This window comes from Ruminococcus flavefaciens AE3010, assembly GCF_000526795.1.
Lineage (GTDB): Bacteria > Bacillota > Clostridia > Oscillospirales > Ruminococcaceae > Ruminococcus > Ruminococcus flavefaciens_D.
Genome location: NZ_JAGT01000001.1, coordinates 1,845,879 through 1,869,129 on the forward strand (window position 1 = coordinate 1,845,879; position 23,251 = coordinate 1,869,129).

Annotated in this window: 9 protein-coding genes and 1 pseudogene; 4 read left to right on the forward strand and 6 right to left on the reverse strand. The window is 47.2% G+C overall.

Annotation, left to right across the window (positions count from 1 at the left end; translation table 11 throughout):
* The first annotated feature begins 371 nt into the window (after nt 1–371).
* Nucleotides 372–3,794 carry a carbohydrate binding domain-containing protein gene (locus N774_RS19795; protein ID WP_024860741.1) on the forward strand — a complete coding sequence of 1,141 codons (3,423 nt, stop codon included), beginning with the start codon at nt 372–374 and terminating at the stop codon, nt 3,792–3,794.
* Between the two features lie 70 nt (nt 3,795–3,864).
* On the opposite strand, the gene N774_RS0107995 is transcribed toward N774_RS19795, so the two are convergent.
* The 4 genes from N774_RS0107995 to N774_RS17185 form a co-directional block, all read right to left on the reverse strand.
* The gene (locus N774_RS0107995; RefSeq protein ID WP_024860742.1) at nt 3,865–5,118 is read right to left on the reverse strand and encodes a dockerin type I domain-containing protein; all 1,254 of its coding nucleotides are present in this window, start codon (nt 5,116–5,118) and stop codon (nt 3,865–3,867) included.
* Nucleotides 5,119–5,289: 171 nt separating this feature from the next.
* Complete coding sequence (locus N774_RS18200) at nt 5,290–8,634, reverse strand: EAL domain-containing protein (protein ID WP_024860743.1); 3,345 nt, start codon at nt 8,632–8,634, stop codon at nt 5,290–5,292.
* A 255-nt stretch (nt 8,635–8,889) separates the two neighbouring features.
* Entirely contained in the window at nt 8,890–13,107 is a 4,218-nt protein-coding gene (locus tag N774_RS18205; protein WP_024860744.1) for a glycoside hydrolase family 11 protein, read from the reverse strand.
* A 735-nt stretch (nt 13,108–13,842) separates the two neighbouring features.
* On the reverse strand, nt 13,843–16,989 hold the full coding sequence (locus N774_RS17185; RefSeq protein WP_024860745.1) for a CotH kinase family protein: 3,147 nt from the start codon (nt 16,987–16,989) through the stop codon (nt 13,843–13,845).
* Nucleotides 16,990–17,396: 407 nt separating this feature from the next.
* Between N774_RS17185 and N774_RS0108015 the strand changes: the two genes are divergently transcribed.
* Nucleotides 17,397–18,044: a YczE/YyaS/YitT family protein gene (locus N774_RS0108015; RefSeq protein WP_024860746.1), complete on the forward strand. Its 648-nt coding sequence runs from the start codon at nt 17,397–17,399 to the stop codon at nt 18,042–18,044.
* Between the two features lie 485 nt (nt 18,045–18,529).
* A complete protein-coding gene (locus N774_RS0108020; protein ID WP_024860747.1) occupies nt 18,530–19,237 on the forward strand; it encodes a gamma-glutamyl-gamma-aminobutyrate hydrolase family protein in 708 nt (235 codons plus the stop codon).
* Between the two features lie 4 nt (nt 19,238–19,241).
* Here the strand turns inward: N774_RS0108020 and N774_RS0108025 are convergent, their stop codons facing one another.
* Entirely contained in the window at nt 19,242–20,552 is a 1,311-nt protein-coding gene (locus tag N774_RS0108025) for an alpha-amylase family glycosyl hydrolase (protein WP_024860748.1), read from the reverse strand.
* 74 nt (nt 20,553–20,626) lie between these two features.
* Nucleotides 20,627–20,752, reverse strand: a pseudogene (locus N774_RS19455) (guanosine polyphosphate pyrophosphohydrolase); the annotation flags it as partial.
* A gap of 488 nt (nt 20,753–21,240) precedes the next feature.
* Here N774_RS19455 and N774_RS0108040 point away from each other — a divergent pair.
* Complete coding sequence (locus N774_RS0108040; protein WP_024860750.1) at nt 21,241–23,148, forward strand: NAD(+) synthase; 1,908 nt, start codon at nt 21,241–21,243, stop codon at nt 23,146–23,148.
* Nucleotides 23,149–23,251: the final 103 nt, after the last annotated feature.

Below are 23,251 nucleotides of genomic sequence, written 5' to 3' on the forward strand. Positions count from 1 at the left end.
CACAGATGTAATTGATTGTCAATACAAAAATTGTCTTTTTCAAGTGTTTCATGCCAAAAAATAACAGCCTATCCGCAAATGCAGATACGCTATCCTGTATCTCATACACCTGTGCACGATAAGAGTCGGCTTTCTCATCGGCAATGACCATTGCGCTGACAGCTCCGCCATTGCAAACTATCAAATCTTACAGTAAGCGGCAGTTATATTCTTTGACATATATATATTTTGTTTCAAAATATCTCATTTTGTCCACCTTTTATTGATTTTTTGCGTTGACAATCCATTAAATAGGCTTTACAATATAATTAGTTCCTTTATTATGGGGATATTATGTACGAAACAAATCCGTATTTGAGGAGGATATTAAAATGAACATTACTCGCAAATTCAAGACTGCTGTTTCGGCAGTTATGGCGGGAGCAATGCTGGCAAGTACAGCTTCGTCACTTCCGCTTCCGTCAGCGGCACCTCTCAGTGCAGAGGCAGCAGGTGCGTGCACCATCAACACAAACAAGGAGTACCAGACGATACGCGGCTTCGGCGGTATGAACCACCCAGAGTGGCAGAGCTATAATGCTCAGAACGGCGCTCCCGGAGACATGACCGAGGCTCAGGTGCAGAAGGCATTCGGAAACGGCGCCGACGAGCTGGGACTTACAATTCTGCGTATCTTCGTCAGCGATGACAAGAATGCATGGAAGAACGCTATTCCAACAGCTCAGAGAGCTCAGAAGCTCGGCGCTACAGTATTTGCTACACCTTGGAATCCGCCAGCTTCAATGAGAACAAACGGCACAGGCGGTCCTACAGGCGGTCAGTATGTGCTTAAACAGGGCGCAGAAGCTCAGTACGCTCAGCACCTCAATGACTTCATCAAGTACTGCAACAATCAAGGCGTTCAGCTCAATTCTATCTCTGTTCAGAACGAGCCTGACTGGTCGGGCGAGTGGACAGCATGGACAGCTGACCGTGCGGCAAACTTCATTGCAAACTACGGTAAGTCCGTAACAGCAGGCACAACAACAAAGCTCATGTCACCTGAAAGCTTCAGCTACAATAAGAGCTTCTACAACGCTATCCTCAACAACTCCAAGGCAATGGCAAACTGCGACATGTTCGGTACACACTTCTACGGAACACAGCGCAGCCAGATGGATTTCCCTGCCCTTGAACAGTGCGGCAAGGAAATTTGGATGACCGAGGTTTACGTTCCAAATAGTGATAACAACTCCGCTGACCGCTGGCCCGAGGGCGTTAAGGTAGCTGAAAATATCCACAATGCTTTAGTTGTTGGTAACATGAATGCTTACGTATGGTGGTATATCCGCCGTCAGTACAGCCCGATGTGGGATACCGGTAAGATTTCCAAGCGTGGTTACGCTATGGCACAGTTCTCCAAGTGGGTTCGCCCGGGCGACGTTCGTATCGACGCAACAGAGCAGCCAAATACAAACATTCTTGTATCAGCATATAAGCACAGCGACACACAGGCTACAGTAGTCGCAATCAATAAGGGCAGCGGTGCAGTAAGTCAGCAGTTCACCCTCAGCGGCAGAAACGTTACAGGCGTTGAGACCTACAGAACATCGGGCAGCGAGAATATCGCAAGCATAAACGGAGTTTCAGCAAGCGGTTCATCGTTCACAGCACAGCTCCCCGCAAACAGCGTTTCCACATTCGTTGTGGCTCTTGAAAGCGATGGCAAGGGCTTCGTGGGCGGCAAGGATCCCACACCTCCCGAGCCTATCGAGCCTGATGCAAACGGTTATTACTACCACGACACATTCGAGGACGACAGCAACGGCTGGGAAGGCAGAGGCGGTGCTACAGTTTCCACAGGCGGTTCAGCATACGCAGGCAGCAAGGCTCTCACAGTATCTGGCAGAACCAGTGCATGGCACGGCGCAATGAAGACCCTCGACTACCTTACATTCAAGGCAGGCGAGTCCTACAGCTTCAGCGTTGCAGCAAAGGGCTCAGGCAACATGATGCTCTCCATCGAGTATACTGCCGACGGCGAGACCAAGTACGGTCACATTGCAGACGGAGTTTCCAACGGCGAGTACGTACAGCTTGCAAATCCAAACTACACTATCCCAACGGGAGCTTCCAACATCAAGCTCTATGTTGAGACTGAGGAAGGCACAGATGACTTTGCTATCGACGAAGCAATCGTTGCTAAGGCTGGCACAGTTATCGACGGTCCAAAGGCTGTTACAACAACAACTACTACAACCACCACAACGACCACGACCACTACTACAGCTGCACCGATCGTTACAACAACTGCCGATCCAAAGGCTGCACTTGACGCAAAGGTCTCCAAGTGGGGCGACGCTAACAACGACGGCGGCGTGGACATGGCTGACGTAGTTCTTATCATGCAGTCACTGGCTAACCCAAACAAGTACAAGCTCACAGAGCCAGGCGTTTATAACGCAGACGTAAGCGAGGCAGGCGGCGGTATCACATCAAATGACGCCCTCGTTATCCAGAAGTTCCTCTTAGGCACTATAACAAAGCTCCCTGAGAGCTATGCAGGCAATATAAACGTAACTCCTGCAACTCAGCCTACAACACAGGCTCCAACTACCAAGGCAACTACAACAGAGGCAGCTACAACTACAGTTGCTCCCGTTGCAAAGACATACTTCAAGAGCTCATTCGATTCAAGCACAGACAGCTGGACAGGCAGAGGAAATGCTTCCGTTGCTGCAAGCGATGACAGCTACTACTCAGGCAAGTCACTCTACGTTTCAGGCAGATCAGCTGCATGGAACGGCGCAGCTTATACTCTCGGCTCTGACTTCAAGGCAGGCGAGACATACAGCTTCAGCGCTGCTATACTCCAGCAGTCAGGCAAGGACGTTAAGTTCCAGCTCTCACTCCAGCAGGGCTCAGGCGACTCCGTTACTTACACTGCTATCGCATCAGAAACATGTAAGAACGGCGAATGGACAAAGCTGGAAAACACAGAATTCACTATTCCCGATAACTCAGGCGATATGATACTCTATGTTGAAACTATGGACGGATCAGGTGATACTATGGACTTCTATCTTGACGAAGTACTTGCAGCATCAGCAGGCACAAAGTCTTCAGTAGTAACAGGTCAGGGGCACGTTGGCGAAGTTAAGACTCCCGAGCCCGGTAAAGTTGACACTTCCAAGAAGCTCTGCGCTATCTCATTCGACGACGGTGCATCAGCTACAAGCACATCAGACCCTGCTTACAGAATAATCAATGCTCTTTCAAAGAACGGCATGACAGCTACATTCTTCAATGTAGGCAACTGGATCAAGACAAACGAGCAGATCAAGTATGAGTATGAGAAAGGCATGGAGGTCGCTAACCACACCAACACTCATCCTCACCTCGGCTCACTTGGCTCATCTCAGATCAGAAGCGAGTGGGAGCAGTGCAACAGCAAGCTCAAGAGCATCATCGGCACTGAGCCCTCACACCTTATGAGACTTCCTTACCTTGAGAGCAGCGCTACAGTTCAGTCCACACTCAACGATGTACCGCTTATCAGCTGTGCGATCGACACAGGCGACTGGAACAATGCTTCCAAGGATCAGATCGTAAGCAAGATCAAGACAGCAGCACAGAACGGTACCCTTGAAGGCGCTATCGTGCTCTGCCACGAGAACTACGCTACAACAGCAGCTGCTATGGAAGAGGTACTCCCATGGCTGGCACAGAATGGCTACCAGAACGTAAACATCTCTGACATGGCTAAGGCTCACGGCAAGACACTTGCAGGCGGTCAGGTACACACACGCGCTTGATAAAGGCAAATCAAGATCAAAAGCTCCGACCATATGGTCGGAGCTTTTTTGCTGTATGCTGCAAGAGCCATTATTTTTTCAGGAATTCCTCAATGCTTACGATCTCGTCCTTAGCAGTCGAAACATATGCATAGTAAGAAAGGATACAGGACGCATCTACAGCATTTATCGCATTGTCGCTGTTAACATTTGCTGACATCTTCTGATCCTCGGTGAAGCCGCCGTCCTTATTGGTGGAAACGTTAGCGTAATATGTGAGAACAGTCGAAGCATCAACTGCGTTTATTTTACCGTCGTTATCCACATCGCCCAGAGTATATGCAGGCGCATCGTTTGAATCAACGAACTCATAGCTCTTTACAAGCCATTTGTCGCCGTCAGCAGCAAGAACAACTCTGCCGTAGCCGTCCTTGTCGCTCTTTTCAACTGTAGTTGCTGTGAAGCCGTTTGCACTTACATTTGAAACAGTTACGCTGCCATCAAGATTGAAATCAAGAGCTCCTCTTGCACCGATGACTGCATATAAAACATCGTCCTTTTCAACATAGCGATCCTCGACCTGCTTGATGAGATCATCGCGGAGCGCACCTGTGCAGTGTTCGGTGATATACTCCTTCATGGAATAGATCTTCCATACCTGCAGGTCATCTTTTACCTTGCCGTATGTTTTGCCGTCAACAGTTATCTTGTCCTTTGAATCAGCGGGAGCGCCGTATGCCAGCAGATCCAGAATGGTCTGCAGGTGGAAAATCCTTACATATGCGGCATTTGCAAGGTCTTCTGTCTTTTTATTTGCTGTAAAGAAACCGAAGTCATAGCCGCTTATCTTCCATTTGCCGTCCTCAAGAGCAAATACTGCCTTGCCGTAGCCATTCATCTCATCGTTTTTCTGCGTTATAGCATTGAAGGAAGATGCACTGCTGTCAGTGATGACTACGCCGTTATCCATAAGGAATGTATAGTAGAAGTTTGGCATAGTTTTTGCGTAAAGGCCATCCTCCTTTACAGTAAGACTGCTGTCGCAGTATTGGAGAAGCGTATCTTTCAGGCTGCCTGTGCAGGTCTCGGAGATAAATGCCTTGACGCTTTCAACTGTCTTGAAGCGTGTATCACTTACCTTGGTAAACTCTTTGGAATCACTTAGCGCACCTGCTGTCAATTTGATTATGACATTCATATTCTTCATCTTTGAAACAGCTGTGCTGTTCAGATCAGCTGCTGTTTCAGAAGCTGATGCTGCAGATGTATCGGCTGCAAATACCGCAGCGGTCGGTACACATGCGAGAAGAGAAAACGCCGTGAGAACAGAAATCATTTTTTTCATAACACATACCTCGATCTATAGATTTGTTTTTGGTCAAACGCCTTTCGTATTATAACACATTCCTGCGGCTTTGTCTATAGAATTACAAATTTGTAATCAATATATATGCAAAAACCGCCTTTCGGCGGTCATTGCTGTTATGGACTTGTCTCACGGCATCTGAATGACTTGTCATGTATAATCATAGGTGATAGGTCTTTCAATCTCTTTGCCGTTGATAGTTATTCTTCTTCTGCCGTTTATGATATGTATCTTTTCATCGGGAGCAAGCGTGTCCCTGCCTATGGCAGAATAAACTACCGCCTGTGTGTCACAGCCAAGCAGCTCTATCTCGGTATCGGGAACGTATCCGCCGAAAAGGAGTGCCTGCTTTCCCGTGCTTTCAAGCTTCAGTGCGGAATCGCTGAGCTTTATGACGGAGCTTCCGTTAAGAGCTCCCAGCAGAGTGGATTCATCTGCCGTTACGTTTAACTCCGCACCCATCATATATGTATCTATACAGACTTCCCTGCCCTTTACAGAGCCGATCACGGAAAGGCTTCCGCCAAAGCCGTAATAATAGACCGAGCTGTGCACTACCCTTACAGATGCATCGTTTTCCAGCGAGCCTATCAGCACACCTGTGGTAACGATGAAATCTCCTTTTATTAGACACATATTAATAGTGATCTCAGCCTTGCCTGTAAGAGTGCCTATTCCCACACAAGCCTCATCATTGGACTTGATATGGTATTCGCCGCGGTTTATACATATCTTGCCGCCCAGTCCCGAGCCTATGGCAACTCCTCTCTGACCGTGACAATCTATATTCACTGCGCCGTCCTGATCGAATATGAGCTCGCCGTGGCGGCTGTAATGATCGCTGCCTATGCCATAGAACTCGGCAGCATTGAGCACGATCTCAAGGTCTCCCTTGCCCTCCAGAGTCAGCCTTGAGGACTCAGGCACCTGTATTCCCGAGCCGAACAGGGTATTGGTACCGAGCAGTACCAGTACAACGTCAGTATTGTCTTCCAGCTCGATACATGGACGTCTCTTGATATTCGAGAAGTATACGTCCTCAAGGTTTATCCTTCCGCTGTAGCCTGACTCCACACGAAGATGGATATTGGTTTTCATGTGCGGGATACCGATAATGGATATATCCTTATATACCATTCCCTCAGCGCCCACGACTATATCGCTGTAGCCGTCCCTGAGCAGCTGTGCAAGAGGTATACGCTGGGTCTTGCCTGCGTAGTATACCTTTTTCATCTCGCCGTCAATGCGCTCCTGGTAGTACTGCCTCAGCTCGCTTCGGCGCTTCTCGTCGATCTGACGGACTACCTTTGGAGAGGGTACTCCCATATAATAGCCCTGTATCAGATCTGCTCCAAGATTAACGGCGATGCGCATTTCCTCGGTGGTCTCAACGCCCTCTGCAAGAGCAAGTATATTGTTATCGTGACAGAAATCTATTATCTCGCGGACAAAATGCTGCTTTCTGGACTGATTATTGATGTCGCTTATGAGAGAATGGTCTATTTTTACGTAGTTAGGCATATACCTGAGCAGATTGCTGACATTTGAGTAGCCTGTGCCGTAGTCGTCAACAGCGATATCGATGTTGAGCTTATTATAGAACTGTTTCAGCTTCATAAGATCATCGTCGTTAAGCTCCGCTTCTTCCGTGAGCTCTATAACAACCTTGTCCGAGATCTTTGCCAGATGCTCGCTTATATCCGAAAGGTCGCCGTCGCCGACCATTACTCCGGGGATACTGTTTATGAACACCTTTGCATCGCCGAAATCGGCCTTGTTCTCACTGACGATGCGCAGAACGTTCAGAAAAGTTGAGCGCTCCACATCAAAGAGCCTTTCCTGCATGGTGGCATACTTTATTATGGAAAGGGGTGAGACTTTGGTATCGTTCCTTGCACGCATAAGAGCCTCATAGGCGAAGACCTCACCGTTTTTCACGTTGATGATAGGCTGGAAATGATAATCGAAAAGGTTCTCGTCCAGTATCTTCGTTACAAGGCTGTAGTCCTCCTTTTCCTTTTCGTCAAGGCTGTCATAGGCATACGAATATATGGCGAACTTGCTGTTGCGGATACGTTCAAGGCGCTTCTGTGCTTCTTTGAGCCAGATATTCCGTTTCAGCACCTCAAAGCCTCTGTTTACCGAATCTATCCAGCGCCTGTAGACCTCGTCATAGGAGCATAGCTGATCCTTATACCTGACCGCCGCGTAGCCGAAGCAGTCCTCACCGAAAAACAGAGGAGTGAATATATATGCCGCAGGAGCATAATCCTCACCTTCAAGATCGGGCAGCATATCGGATGTTATGAACCTGCTTTCAAGTCCTGTCATATTGTTTTTGTGGTCGCTGTAATACCTTACCGCGTGGAGCATCTCCTCGCTGTAGCCCTCGTTCTTTACCTGTATACCTGTCCCCATATTCTCCCATCTGCTGTCAAGGCACAGATGCAGCTCGCTAATGTCTCCCAGCTGATAGATATAGGAATAGACCGTATTGAGGTACTCGGGCAGGGATACCTGAGAGATTAGATTTGCCTCTATTGTATTGAAAACGGAGTTGTAGCCCTCCTCTGAGGTAACGGTCTCCCACTTTTTACGCTTTATCTGGTACTGGGGCATGGTCTCGTTATGACAGCCGCAGCTCTCGCCAAGCACCATCTCGGGCTTGAGAGAAAAGTCGTCGGGTATGAGCCCGTTCATTTTCTTCATAAGAAAGTCAAAGGCGTACTCGCCGAAATCCTTTGCAGGGATAAGTGCAGATGTTACAGTGCAGGGACTGGTCTGTCCCTCATAGGTGGAATCATATCCCACGACTGCGATATCCTCGGGGATATTTATGCCCCGTGCGGTAAGAGCCTTGCAAAGTCCTATAGCCATCTGGTCGTTTGCGCAGGCGATAGCATCGGGCAGAGCTCCGCCCTGTGAAAGGAGCTGGTCTGCATACACCTCGCCGCTCTGGTACCAGTAATCGCCGTAGCTGATACGCTTTTCCGAGACTGGCAGCCCTGCCTTTTCCATAGCGTCACGGTAAGCCTGTAAGCGCTCCTTGGAATGCTTATGTCCCTTTTTTCCCGAAATAAAAGCTATATCGCGGCAGCCGTGCACCTCTATGAGGTGTGTGATTATATCGAATACTGCCGAATAGCCGTCCATATAAATACTCGGGAACAGGTCACTTTCCTTTTCTATGACCACTGTTGGCTTGCGGAATTCTGCTTCAAGCCGTTTTTCAAGGCTATCTGCTGCGTTTTCCGTCTGGATACTGTCTTTCAGTATAACAGCACCTGAAAACTTTTCGGGATTCATCAGCGAAAAGATGTTGGATTCTCCCAGCTCATTTTCGGGAGTATCCTGATATTTGCGGTACATTGAGAACACGCACACATCAAAATCGGCAGCAAGAGCTTTTTTATTGAAGCCGCTTATAAATCGGCTCTGATATGCTTCATCAGCCTGTCCCACAAACAAGGCAAGCCTTTTTCTTGATATTCCCATAAGACATTCCTTTCCTCAGCAGCAATTACTGCAAGCCTCTATTACAAAAAATTCTCCCATATTGCTGATATTATTAAGCACACAAGCTATAAAATAAAACTTTTTCTTTTACAAATCTTTCTATATACTGATATTATAACTTAAATCATTGCATAAATCAATAGATAAAATATTAAATACGCCATATGTGCAACAAAAAAACTCCCGTACTAATGTACGGGAGTCTGAAAGATATAAACAAATGGCAGGTGTTTATTAAGCGCGTGTATGAACCTGACCGCCTGCAAGTGTCTTGCCGTGAGCCTTTGCCATATCAGAAATGTTTACGTTCTGGTAACCATTCTGTGCAAGCCATGGGAGTACTTCTTCCATAGCTGCTGCTGTTGCAGCGTAGTTCTCGTGGCAGAGTACGATCGCACCCTCAAGTGAGCCGTTCTGTGCAGCCTGCTTGATAGTGTTTACGATCTGATCCTTTGAAGCGCCGTTCCAGTCCTGAGTGTCGATAGCACAGCTGATAAGCGGTACATCGTTGAGTGCTGACTGTACTGTAGCATTGCTCTCAAGGTAAGGAAGTCTCATAAGCTTTGAAGGATCTGCGCCTATGATGCTCTTGAGCTTGCTGTTGCACTGCTCCCACTCGCTTCTGATCTGAGATGCGCCCATCTGACCGAGGTGTGGGTGTGACTGTGTATGGTTAGCTACTTCCATGCCGTTCTGGTACTCATACTTGATCTGGTCGTTTGTCTTGATCCAGTTACCAACATTGAAGAATGTAGCTGTCATGTTGTTCTTGATGAGTGCGTCGATTATTCTGTAGCCGGGATCCGACTTGCTTGTAGCTGAAGCGCCGTCATCGAATGAGATAGCGCAGAGCTTCTTGCCGCTCTGTACAGCTGTATTGTTCTGCTGCTGTGGCTGCTGATTATTCTGCTGCTGATTCCAGTTCCACTGATTCTGCTGCTGATTGTTATTCTGCTGCTGATTCCACTGGTTGTTCTGCTGCTGGTTATTGTTCTGCTGAGTATTGTTATTGCTTCCGCCGCTTGTACCGATAGTGAGCTTAGTTACGTTAGCCTTACCGCTGCTCTCCCAGCCCTCAACGTTGAGTGCTACCTCTGTGAGGTTACCGATGTTCCAGCCTGCATTCTCCCAAGCCTTGAAGTGGTCTGATACTGTGATAGTACCTGATGTTCTCTTGGACTTACGAACGCTGAAATACTGCTTGAATGTCTGTGTATTGCCGAGGATAGTAGGACCTGTGTGGTCGAGCTGGAATATCTCGTACTCAGCTCCGTCGATAGTAACAGTCTTGCTGCCGCCCTGAGCTGATGGGCACCAGTTTACCCAGTCCTCGATGATGTAGTACTCTACAAGGGGATCCTTCATCCAGCCGTATACGCAAAGACGTGAGTTACCCTGTGAGCTTGCCGAATAGTCTGCTGCATAGTCCATAACGATAGGACCGTACTGTGTAGCCTTCTTTGAAGCGTCGTAGTTTCTTCCGCGGCGAGCGAGGAAGTTACCTGCATTGACTGTAGCGCTCCACTCTGTGCTGAATGAACCGCCGCTGCCGAGAGTCATTGAACCGCTTCCGCCTGTGTTGTCGAGCCATATCTCATAGCTGTAGCCGTCAACATTGTCGCCCTTGTGCTGAGTCTGACCGCTGCCGACGCTGAACTTCTGGCCGCTTGCTGTGAAGTTGGAGCTGTTGTTCTGCTGCTGAGGCTGCTGATTCTGGTTCCACTGATTGTTCCAGTCATTGTTCTGTGGCTGCTGATTCTGCTGCTGATTGTTCCACTGGTTGTTCCAGTCGTTATTCTGGTTCCAGTTCCAGCCATTGTTCCAATCGTTGTTCTGTGGCTGCTGATTCTGCTGCTGATTGTTCCACTGGTTGTTCTGGTTCCAGTTCTGCTGCTGATTGTTGTTCTGGTTGTTCCAGTCGTTGTTCCAGTTCCACTGGTTGTTCCAGTTATTGTCACCATAAGGAAGATTCGGGATCGAACCGAGGAACCACATCTGAAGTGACTGTGCGTCGCTGTTTGTGATGCCGCTTCCCGGATTGAATACGTCACCGTTGTAAGCTCCCTGCTGATTAAGGTTGTACTTGTCAGGGTTTGCAAGTGACTGCATGATAGATACAGTGTCAGCCATATCTACAGTGCTGTCGTTGTTTGCGTCGCCCCACTTTGAAACGTTGGTGAACCAGTCCTGATTGCTCCAGTCATTGTTCTGATTCCAGTTCTGCTGCTGGTTGTTGTTCTGGTTGTTCCACTGGTTATTCCAGTCATTGTTCTGGTTCCAGTTCTGCTGCTGGTTGTTGTTCTGGTTGTTCCACTGGTTATTCCAGTCATTGTTCTGTGGCTGCTGATTCTGCTGCTGGTTATTGTTCTGCTGCTGAGTATTATTATTATTGTTTGAAGCTGCAGGAACGCTGCCGCTCTTTGCAAGAGCAACTACCTTATCATAAGCAGGCTTTGGCTGATAGCCCTGTGAGAACAGGAGCGGATTCTGTGAAGATCTCCAGCTTACGTTATCTGATGTTCCCCAGATAGTAAGAGCAGGTATCCTGTCAGAGTTAGCCATTGCGATCTTGAAGATGTCCTCATAGAGGTTAGCCTGTGCGTTAAGGTCTGAGCAGGTGATATCAAGCTCTGTGATCTGAACGTCAAGACCTGTGCTGAGGAACTTGTTAAGAGCTGTCTCAAAGGTCTTTGCATCAGGATAATTTGTAGCAAGATGAGCCTGCATGCCGATACCGTCGATATTGCCCTGCTGCTTGATCTTCATTGCCATATTGTAGATGTCGTTTGTCTTAGCGCTGATGTACTCGTTGTAGTCATTCAGGTAGAGCTTGCAGCCTGCGGGAGCATACTTTCTTGCATACTTGAATGCGTTGAGAACGAATGAATCATCACCGTAGATCTGTACCCATGTTGAACCGCCTGAGCCTGAGTTGCCTGCAGGTCTCATTCCGCCGCCGTCGTTTACGAAGAGCTCGTTGCAAACGTCGTATGCGTAAACATCAAGGTTAGGATACTCAGACTTGAGAGCTGCGAATGTATTCTTGATCATGCTCTCGAGACGCTGATCCATGATATCCTTTGATACGTAAGCGCCGTTGTTCGAGAAGTTCTCACGGAAGAACCAGTCAGGAGTCTGGCTGTACCAAACGAATGTATGACCGCGGAGAGAAATGCCGTTGCTCTCACAGAACTTCAGAGTCTGCGCTGCTCTGCTGAGTGTGATCTGAGTATTGACATTATTTCCTCTCTGCTGACAAGCCGACTGATCCAGTATTGAATCAGGCTTCAGCTCATTCTCGGGAGTAATTGAATTGTAGTTCTTCTTGATGAAGTCAGCGCCTGAGCTGAGCTCATGAGGGCTTACGGAAGTACCGATCTTGAACCAAGGAGCGAAGATGTCCTTGAGTCCTGAGCCCTGTGATGTGCTTGCAGCGGGAGTATTATTGTTGTTGTTCTGCTGCGGCTGCTGATTCTGCTGCTGGTTGTTCCAGTCGTTGTTCTGATTCCAGTTCCAGCCATTGTTCCAGTCGTTATTCTGATTCTGCTGCTGATTGTTCCAGTCGTTATTCTGGTTCCAGTTCCAGCCGTTGTTCCAGTCGTTGTTCTGAGGCTGCTGGTTCTGCTGCTGATTGTTCCAGTTCCAGCCATTGTTCCAGTCATTGTTCTGAGCCTGCTGCTGATTGTTATTGTTTGCAGGAGCTGTATTTGAAGCACCTGCGCCTGAGCCGTCTGTAGAAACAGTTACGCTCTTGACATTTGCTGAACCGTTTGATCTGTAGCCCTCGATGTTGAGAGATACCTCATAAAGCTTACCTGACATATCAAGTCCTGCCTGTGACCATGCGTCAAAGTGCTTGGATACGTCGATAGTGCCCTTCATGTAATTGGTCTGATTGTTTGCAGAGCCGCTTGTCTGACGAACGCTCCAGTACTGTGGGAATGTAGATGTTCCCTCAAGTGACGGCTGATTGTAACGCATTGACTTGCGGATATCGTAGGTATTGCCGTTAAGAGTTACTGAGCCCTTATTTTCGCCGTCATTTCCCGGTGGACGCCAGTCGCCCCAGCCTTCTACGATGTAGTACTCAACGAGAGGACTCTTTGTCCAGCCGTATACACACATGTATGAGTTTCCTCTTGGTGTGTACTCTACATCATAAGTGAGGACGATATTTCCGATGTCCTTGTAGTTCTTACCCTGACTGTCGTAGTTCTTTCCCATACGAGCGAGGAAGTTCTCAATGTTGCTCCAAGAACAAGTGAATGAGCCTGCACCTGGCTGCATGGATACCTGTCCCTGTCCATTCTGATTCCACATCTCGTAGTCGTAGCCGCCCACATTTCCTCTCGTCTGCTGATCCGCAGCAGAAGCCACAGTGGGTATGCTCGAGGCGATCATCAGAGCTGAAACTGCTCCGCTGATAAGCCTCTGGATTCCTTTAAGCTTCACTTTTGATCACTCCTTTGAGTTTTTGTTTTGAGGATCTGACTTTGCAGTCACGTCTGACTTTACGCTTCAGCCGATTCTCATGGATCAAGTTTTCCCCTATGCGCATATTTATCTGTTTATACTACAATTATAATGTATTAACCAATTAAAATTCAAGCCGAAATTTGTGATTATCACATTTTTTGACCAGATATTGCGAATCGTGTATGATCACACATGGCTAAAATTAGCCAGATGTGACACATATCAATGCTTGCCAGATACAGCCTCAGCAATTTTTGGTTAGTATTATCGTTTAACTAAACTGTTTTGATGTCGTGAACCGTCATTATTTTTTGTGTTTTTCAGCTTTATTTAAGTTACCGAATCAACGCTTTACCGTAGAATACTATTCTGACATATTAAATACGCCTTAACATTTAAGGATAATTTATAATCATTTCTACTCTGCGTTTAATCTGAACTTTGGAGCAGTTCTCAGCATGAAATTATGTGTTATCAGCTCCGGATCGTAAGAATATTGATACATTTCCTGCAAAAAGAGCAACATATTATCAATATCTGTTCATTTATTGCGCTGCTTTAGTCATTAATTGCTTCCCGAAAACTACAGGTTTTGTAAACCGCCGAGGGTACAATATAAACATGCACTAATAAAAATGCACAACTCCGCTATATTATCTATAGCAGAATTGTGCATTACGCTTATTTTATTAGATCTCAAAACTGGTATCGTCAGAAAGACTTTATCTCACCCAGTATGAATTTTTTCAGCAGCTTCAGATCGTCAGCATTTATAACGTCGTCGCCGTTTATATCTGCCGCGCCGAAGTTATCTGCTTCTCCTGTAAGAGCCGCCTTTTTCATCTTGCAAAGGTCAAAGCTGTCGATCTTTCCGTCGCCGTTAAGGTCTCCGATAGCGTATTTATCCACCTGCTTGTCAGTCCTCCACCAGTTCACATTGTAGAGGTAGCCCTCTCCGCCTGTGAATACAAAATACAGATCGCGCTTGCCGTTTGTCTCAGAAATGGCACATCTCTGTGTTCCCCATGTCTGCCAGCCGTTGGTGCTCTTGATATCCATTCTGCCTATCACCTGACCGTCGGGCTTGTCAACGCGCACTTCAAGCACTGCTCTTGCGCCGTTTGAACCGATGCGGAAGTCGATATTCTTCACGCCCGTCAGGTCAATGTCCTTGAAGCCGATGTACTCGCCGTTCTCGATATACGCAACGTCAAGTCCGCCCTCCGAGCAGTTCTCCGTGTCTATTCCCTGCTTGTAGTCATAGGTCTCAGCCTGTACCACCTTGCTGAGGGACTTCAGCCCCGACAAGGACAGCGAACCGTTTGCAGTTGTCGTAACAGCCTTTGTTGTCGCAGTTGTCTTGGCAGTGGTCTTAGCTGTAGTTGCTGTAGTTTTCACTGTTGTAGTTGTGACTTTTGCGGTCGTCTGAGCTGCAGTGGTCACTTTCTCATTTGCATCGCCCACATAGACAGCCTCTACAGAAGCGTCATTCTCGATCCTTACCTTGATATATGGGTCTGTCAGCTCTCCGCTGCTGAGCTTTGCACCGTTCAGGTTCCAGTGTGAGAATGTGCAGCCCTCCACAGGAGTTGCCGTCAGGTGGAGATCGTAATCGGCGTGGTAATTGCCGCTCCAGCTGCTTATCTGTCCCAGCTCAAGGGAATTGAGCTTTATGCTTCCCTTTGCGGAATTATTCACTACCGTGAACTTGTGGGGCTCTGCCGAAAGCTTCATTGCGTTTCGTGTAGTACGCTCTGCATAGGGATAGCGCTTGTCGTAGAATTCGGTGAGCGTTGCTATCTCGCCCTCAAAGCGTTTTACAGCATTATCTCCCGATAAGCTGCCCCAATGGAAGCGCTGATATGTATCGGCGATCTGCTGTCTGTAATTGTTCTTGTAGCTTTCGATAAGTGCCTTTGTCTTTTCGGGAGCAAAGTTATAATTGGCAAGGTCCATCATCGTCCTTGCAAATTTCATTCTGAATGAATCATTGTTAAGGAGCCCGTTGAACATTCTTGCAAGCTGGCTGTTGTTATTGCGTATGCGCTCAAAGCCGTCAGCGTGATAGGACTTGTCATCGGTGCCGTAGAGTCCCTGTCCCGACTCGGTATCAAAAAGTATCATTCGCCATTTGCCGTCAGCATAGGGATTGCTCTCATCTATGACATTTGAACGCCATGCGCTGAAATTATTCTGGGGCCAGTCTGCATTGGACCAGTATATCTGTGCTGCAAAGTAGTCCATAAAGCCCTGGAGATCCACTTTTTCGCAGAACTGCTCAAAGGAGATGCTGCCGTTTGCAACTCCGTCGCAAAGCTCCCGCCAGTCTCTCAGGTCGCTGTCCGAACCTGCTTCAAGGTCGCCGTTCTCTATCATTGCGATATTATTCTTATCAACACCGTAATGGCTGCTGAAGAAGCTCTCGTTGATCTTTTCCTGCATCTGGTAGAGCCCCCAGAACTCGCCGTCGATGAATACGATACATTCTGTGCAGGTCTGCTTTGCAAAGGTCTTGTCAGCCACAAGTGTCTGGTTTATGGTGTCGCGGAAGAATGCTCCCGTATTGTCGTTGCCGCCGTTGCGGACTACGATGCCGTCATATTTCTTGATAGCCTTGCCGTTCTTAGCCTTTGCAGCCTTACCCGAGAAGAAGTCGTAATCAAACTCGGAAACTCCGTAATCCTTGCGGGTATAGATGTTGAAGCTCTTCTGTGCGAGAGCTCTTGAGAATGCGCCCTTGATGCGGATACCAACGTTCTGGTCGATGACCTTTTCACCGTTGTCGAACATGGTGAATATAGCGGGACGCTCCCACTCTCTGCCCTTCATGGAATAGTTGGCTTTCTTCTCCCAAGCCCACTTTTCTCTGTCAGCTTCCTTGTTCTCGTCGTAGACCTTGCCGAGACAGTATATGCCCTTTTCCCTGTCAAAGAGATTAGCAGGATCGGTAACGATGGAGACCACCTTCATGTTCTTATAATAGCCTGAAGCTGTCTTGCCTATCATGTATGTCCTTGTGACATACTCGCTGGCGTTGTTTTCGCTGTCCACCGCAACTGCACGGATTATAACTGCTTTGTCCACATTTCCGTGAGGAGCCTCTGCTCCGTCGGGAACTATATCGGTACGTGCGCTGAGACGGTTCTCGGTCTCAGTCATATCCTTGATAGTAAGAGGCTCGGTATACTTTTTCGAGCCCCATACAGGGTCGCTGCCGTCTGTTGTATAGTATATATCGCAGCCCTCATCGGCTGTGAGAGTAAGCTTGAATTCGCTGTCGTAAAATCCGCTGTCATGGGAAAAAGACGGCTTATGTACAGATGCGCTGCCCTCGGGAGCTATGTTAGCCTTTTCGGGTGTGCCTTTGAGTATATAGAAATCTCCGCTGCCGTCGGGATACTGTCCGTAGGAGCTGTCGGCAGGGATAGTTTCAAATGTAATGGTCTGTGCGTTAGCGCCCGACTTGTCTGTCAGTGTGAGTATCTCACCCGATGCAGACAGCCCGAAAGGAGCTATCTTAGTGTCATTTTTAGCGGCGTCGCTGTCGCAGAAAACGATAAGTCTGCCCCCTGACGCAATATGTGTGCCGTCGGGGAATGCGTACTTATAGGGCTTTTCAGCCTTGTCCGAAAGTCCCCAGCCCGAGATGTCGGCTTCTGTCTTTCCATTGTTGTAAAGTTCGATCCAGTCATAGCAGCTGCCGTCAGCAGCCTTGTAGGTAGTGTTTTTCGAGCAGACTTCATTAATGGTCACCTGCGTGCCGTTATCTGCGTTTGCAGGCAGATATACAGCAGTCTGCAGCAGCATTCCGAGACACAGTACTCCGGCAATGGTCCGTTTTTTTGACGTGTTTTTCATTTTTTCCTCCGGCTTATATAAATACTCTCTTTAAAATAATACGTTATGATCGTGCTCTGACTATATATGTTTCTGTGTCAGTTTATGCTCCGATTGACCACAACTTAAATATTATAGCATAAGCAAAAGGCTATTTCAAGCATTGTACACATAAATTTTATAAATTTTTGAATAAATTATAATGTCAGACTATCTTTCAGCCATTTTTTACCATTTTTCTGTAGAAAATGCTGTAAGATATCCTCACCGTATAATATCAGTTCTGACTGCCGCAATGCTCTGAGGGCTGTGTTTTGCGGACTGCAGAGAACAGCAAAAGCTGACCTGAGCTCCGCAATATTCGTGTTGACATAACAGCACAGCTGTGATATTATTATTCAGAAATACAAACAGAAAAGAGAGAAAACATGAAAAGAAGGATCATTATGTCCATACTCGGCGTCATGGCGGGAGCTGTCAGCGTCGCCATATTCAAAACGGCTGCTTTCGGTGTGGACCCGTTCCAGTCATTTATGAGCGGCATCAGCAAGCTCATACCCATAAGCTTCGGCACTCTGTACGTCATAGTCAATGCAGTACTGCTCACGTTCAGCCTTATCTTCGACAGGCATTACATCGGCATCGCTACCTTTATCAACCTTTTCCTGCTTGGCTATGTAACTGAGTACTCCTACAAGCTCCTGCAATGGCTCGTTCCCGAGCCGTCAATGCCCCTCCGCATTATCTTCCTCATAGTGGGCATAGTCATTATATGTATCGGCGCTTCGCTGTACATAACCGCAGACCTCGGCGTCTCCACATACGACGCTGTAGCGCTGATAATGGCAAACAAATGGAAGATAGGCAAATTCAAGTTCATTCGCATCTGCACAGATGTGTGCTGTGTTGTGCTGGGAGCAGTCATGTTCCTTGCAGGCGGCGGACAGCTCAGAGCCATACCCACTATTGCAGGTATCGGCACCATTATCACGGCTTTCTTTATGGGCCCCCTCATAGATTTTTTCAGCGTCCATATTGCAAGAAAGCTTCTCAAAGACAGCGTATCCACAGAATGAAAAACAGTCACAGGATGACTGAGATACTTATACAGAAGTTCTACATGAGATATCGAGGAACCATTTTGAAGGAGCTTTTTCTCGTATCTCTTTCATGACCGTTATTTCATTTTTCTATAATAAAGCAAAAAAGCAAATTAGCCCCTTTGTAAATGTTACAAAGGGGCTTTGTTATAGAAAAAATCAGCTAAAAGTCTTTGGAAAGGGTAGAGCATATTCTTATCGCAGTAAAGACAAAGGCAAATCAAATCGAATAGGAAGTAAGCCGATATTTACCTAAAAAGCAATTATCGGATTTTTACTGTTTTTCACTCAAAACTCAGGCTTCATATAATAAACTGTAATGAAAAATAAAATGATGCGGCTCGAAACATGAAGCAATAAAGAATTACTTGACTTTTCCGTACAGGTATAATATAATTATCATAAAGCAAAGGTGCTGCGGTATTTACCGTATGCACCTTTTTTGTATTGGAGGAAAAAATATGAGCAATAAACCTGTTATCGGAGTTATACCGCTTATGGACTACAATAAAAACAGCTATTGGATGCTGCCGGGGTATTTCGGCGGGATAATTGAGGCAGGAGGTATGCCTGTTATGCTGCCGCTTACGAGTGACAGTGCAGATATCGAACAGTTAACATCTATGTGTGACGGCTTTCTGTTCACAGGAGGTCAGGATGTTGATCCCAAGCTGTACTACGCAAGAAAAACAGGTGTCTGCGGCGAGTGCAGCCCCGAACGGGATACTATGGAAGAGCTGCTTCTCAAACGCGCAATGGAAGCTGATAAACCCATACTCGGCATATGCCGCGGCATACAGTTCATAAACGCCGCACTTGACGGAACGCTCTGGCAGGATATACCCTCCCAGTTTTCCGATACAATACTGCATTGTCAGAAGCCGCCGTATGATGTTCCGATACATGAAGTGAATATAAGAGCGGATTCGCCGCTGTATGATCTTCTGAAAACGGATACAATTCCCGTAAACAGCTATCATCATCAGGGAGTACGGACTCTCTCACATGAGCTTTTACCTATGGCAGAAGCTCCCGACGGACTTATTGAAGCTGTTTATGCTCCGAAGCAGAAGTTCCTTTGGGCAGTACAATGGCACCCCGAATTCTCCTATCTCAAAGATGAAAACAGCCGCCTTATATTCAGAGAATTTGTCAGAAACTGCCGATAAAAGTTTACCGTTCCATTTTCCATATCTGTGCAGAATAAGGCGGCAATTCACTTCCACCGCCGAAATCATGCTTTGTGCCTGTTATAAGCTCATCAGCCATGCCGCAGCCTGCGTCAAAGTGGGCTGTAAAGGGCTGACAATCGGCGTTTATTGCAATAAGTATCCTCTCGTCATCACATCTTCGCTGAATGATGCACTGCTTGTTGGTGAGCACAGGAACGCTAATATCGCCGTAGCAAAGAGCCTTGCTCTCACGGTGTATCTTTGCGAGCTTTGAGATATAAGCCGAAAGCTCGTTGTCTATTGGCTTGTCAAAGGAAACGCGCAGCGCAGGATCACCGTCTTTTTTGTCTGCTTCCGCGCCCCATTCGCTTCCATAGTAGATACACGGGATACCGGGCATTCCGAACATTATCGCATAAACAAGCGGAATGTGATTTTTGTTTGTGAGTATCGTGGCGATTCTTGATACATCGTGATTATCAACAAAGCTCAAAAGGTGCATACCTCTGTACTGACACCACGGCTCTGGTCCGAACTGATTTTTGAGGGAATGGCATATCTCAAACATATTCATACTGTTGAAGCTTGAATACAGACCCTTGTAGCACTGGTAATTGGTTGCGGAGTGTAACATATCGTTGTTTACAAACTGCGAATAGTCGCCGTGGAGAAGCTCACCGATAAGCACGAAATCATCTTTCAGTCCGTTTGTAAAGCCGCGAAGTCTTTTCAGGAATTCCTTGTCAAGGCAGTACGCCACATCAAGTCTCAGACCGTCTATGTCAAATTCCTCTACCCAGCCTTTGATGCAGGAGAAGATATGCTCAACGACTTCATTGTTCCAAAGGTTGAGCTTTACAAGCTCGTAGTGACCTTCCCAGCCCTCATACCAGAGACCGTCATTATAGTTTGAGTTTCCGCCGAAATCGATATGGAACCAGTCCTTATAGCGGGAGTTTTCACGGTTTTGCAGAACGTCCTGAAACGCCCGGAAGCCTCTGCCGACGTGGTTGAATACGCCGTCCAGAACTACCTTTATCCCTCTGCTGTGAAGCTCCTTGCAGACCTTTGCGAAGTCCTCGTTGCTGCCGAGACGGCAGTCTATTTTTGTATAGTCCCTTGTGTCATAGCCGTGAGAGTCCGACTCAAATATCGGAGAAAAATATACCGCATTGCAGTTGAGTTCCCTGATATGGTCTGCCCAGTCGATGACTTTCAGTATCCTCGACTGCGGGATACCGTCATTCTCAAAGGGTGCTCCGCAGAAGCCGAGGGGATATATCTGATAGAATACACTTTCATATGCCCACATTTTAATGCCTCCATTTTCAATTTTAAATACTATACTTCTATTTTACCACATTTTTGATCTCATTACAATGGCTGTTAGTCTATAAGGTCATTCTGGAAACGTGATAAGTGCTCGAAAGGCAGGATCTGCCGACCTCTGAACAGTCCGCAGCCGTCGTTTATAAGCTGATTGTTTATAGCCTTGAACATATTTACGTCTATGAAGTACACCGCCATACACAGTCCGACTGCTATTGACGATTTTACTATTCTTGCCCCAATGGGCGGAAATGTCAGTTTCAAAGTACTCACTCCGGTAAAAAAGCGCTTATCCATTGCAGATAAGCGCCTTTGCTCAAATAGTTATCAGCAGAGTTCGTTCTTGATGTCGTTGAAGAGCTCGCACTTGCAGCGGCTATGACATGGACAGAGTGTTTCCCTCTGATCATAGGGAAAAACGCAACTGTATCAAGTATGAACAGTAAAGGACAGGTAACGCGGAAAAAGCTGCCCATCATATCACCTCCAAAACGCAAAAACGGTGCTGAATACTCAGCACCGTTGCTCTTTACCTGCATTATAGCACAGTTGGATTCTTCTGTCAAGATTTTTCTTGACAATTTCCCGTAACTGATATATAATTATCTCAGACAAGCAAGGACGCTGCGTTTTTTTCGCGGCGTCCTTTTTTCTTTCGGGAGGTATATTTTATGAAGGACGGATTTATAAAAATTGCCTGTGCAACGCCTGCGGTAAAGGTCGCAGACTGTCAGTACAATGCCGACAGGATAATCGAGCTGATCACCGAAGCTCACAGCAAGGGAGTAAAAATAATATGCTTCCCTGAGCTTTCCGTTACAGGCTATACCTGCGGCGACCTGTTTTTACAGGACGCGCTGCTGAGCTCGGCAAAAAAAGAACTGGTCAGGATAATAAAAGCGACCGAAAAACTGGATATAGTTTCCCTTATCGGTGTGCCCCTTGCAGTCTGCGGAAAGCTGTACAACTGCGCCGTTATCGTGAACAGGGGCAAAGCTGTCGGTGCTGTTGCAAAGAAGAATATCCCCAATTACAGCGAGTTTTATGAAGTCAGACATTTTACCGCAGCCCATGACAGCCTCTGTGCGGATATTCAGCTTGATGACGAGTATTCCGTTCATCTTGAAGATGCTGTTTTCACTTGCAGGGAGCTGACCGAGCTTACCTTCGGAGTTGAGATATGCGAGGATATGTGGGTAAGCTCTCCGCCATCGGAGCGCCTTGCTGCCTCGGGAGCTGTTATTATATTCAATCTGTCCGCAAGCGATGAGGTAATAGGCAAGGCGGACTACCGCAGAACACTTGTCAAAGCACATTCGGGCTCTCTTGCCTGTGCCTATGTTTATGCCGATTCGGGCATAGGCGAATCCACACAGGATATGGTATTCGCAGGTCATGATATCATCGCCGAAAACGGCTCTGTACTGGCTGAGTCAAAAGCTTTTTCAAGCGGACTTACTATTGCTGATATTGACATAAAAAAGCTGAACTATGAGCGCAGAAGAATGAACTCTTTTTCGGCTTCGCCGATTATTGATACTGCGTGTTTTTCTCTTGATATAACTGAAAACGCTCTCGACAGGACATTTCCGAGAACTCCTTTCGTGCCCTCCGATAAAAAGGCTCTTGACAGCAGATGCGAGGAAATACTCACCATGCAGGCTGTGGGACTTATGACTCGTCTGCGGCATATCGGCTGCAAAACAGCTGTGCTCGGGCTTTCGGGAGGACTTGATTCAACTCTTGCGCTCATTGTTACTGTTCACGCATTTGATATGCTGGGACTTGACAGGAGCGGTATCCACGCTATAACCATGCCCTGCTTCGGGACTACCGACAGGACCTACAATAACGCCTGCTTGCTGGCAAAGGCTTACGGCGTGACGCTCACCGAGATTAATATTTGCAGCAGCGTAATTCAGCACTTTGCCGATATAGGACAGTCTCCCGAGGTGCATGATGTTACATACGAGAACTCACAGGCAAGGGAACGCACTCAGGTGCTCATGGACAAAGCTAATCAGCTGGGCGGTATCGTCATCGGCACAGGCGACCTGTCGGAGCTTGCTCTCGGCTGGGCTACCTACAACGGCGACCATATGTCCATGTACGCTGTAAATTCCTCCATACCCAAAACACTTGTGCGCTGGCTTGTCAACTATGAAGCCGAGATCACGGAGGGCGAGCTGAAAAAAGTCCTGTTCGATATACTGGATACGCCTGTCAGCCCAGAGCTGCTGCCCCCTGAGAAAAACGGCACTATATCACAGAAGACAGAGGATATCGTCGGGCCATACGAGCTTCACGACTTCTTCATGTACTATATGCTGAGATACGGTTTCTCACCGTCAAAGATATTCCGTATCGCCAGTCTTGCATTTTCAGAAACATATTCTAAGGAAGTCATAATGAAATGGCTGAAAACATTCTACAGGCGTTTCTTTGCACAGCAGTTCAAACGCTCCTGCCTGCCCGACGGTCCCAAGGTCGGAACTGTTACTCTGTCTCCCCGCGGCGACTGGCGTATGCCAAGCGATGCTTCTGCTAATATATGGCTGAAAGAATTGGATATACATTAATGGTTTTCAGCTAAAATCATATTTCTTATATAACATCGTCCTGTGCTGCACATTCGGTCTGTCCCCATGACGATAGAGCGGAGCATACCAAGCACATAGGATA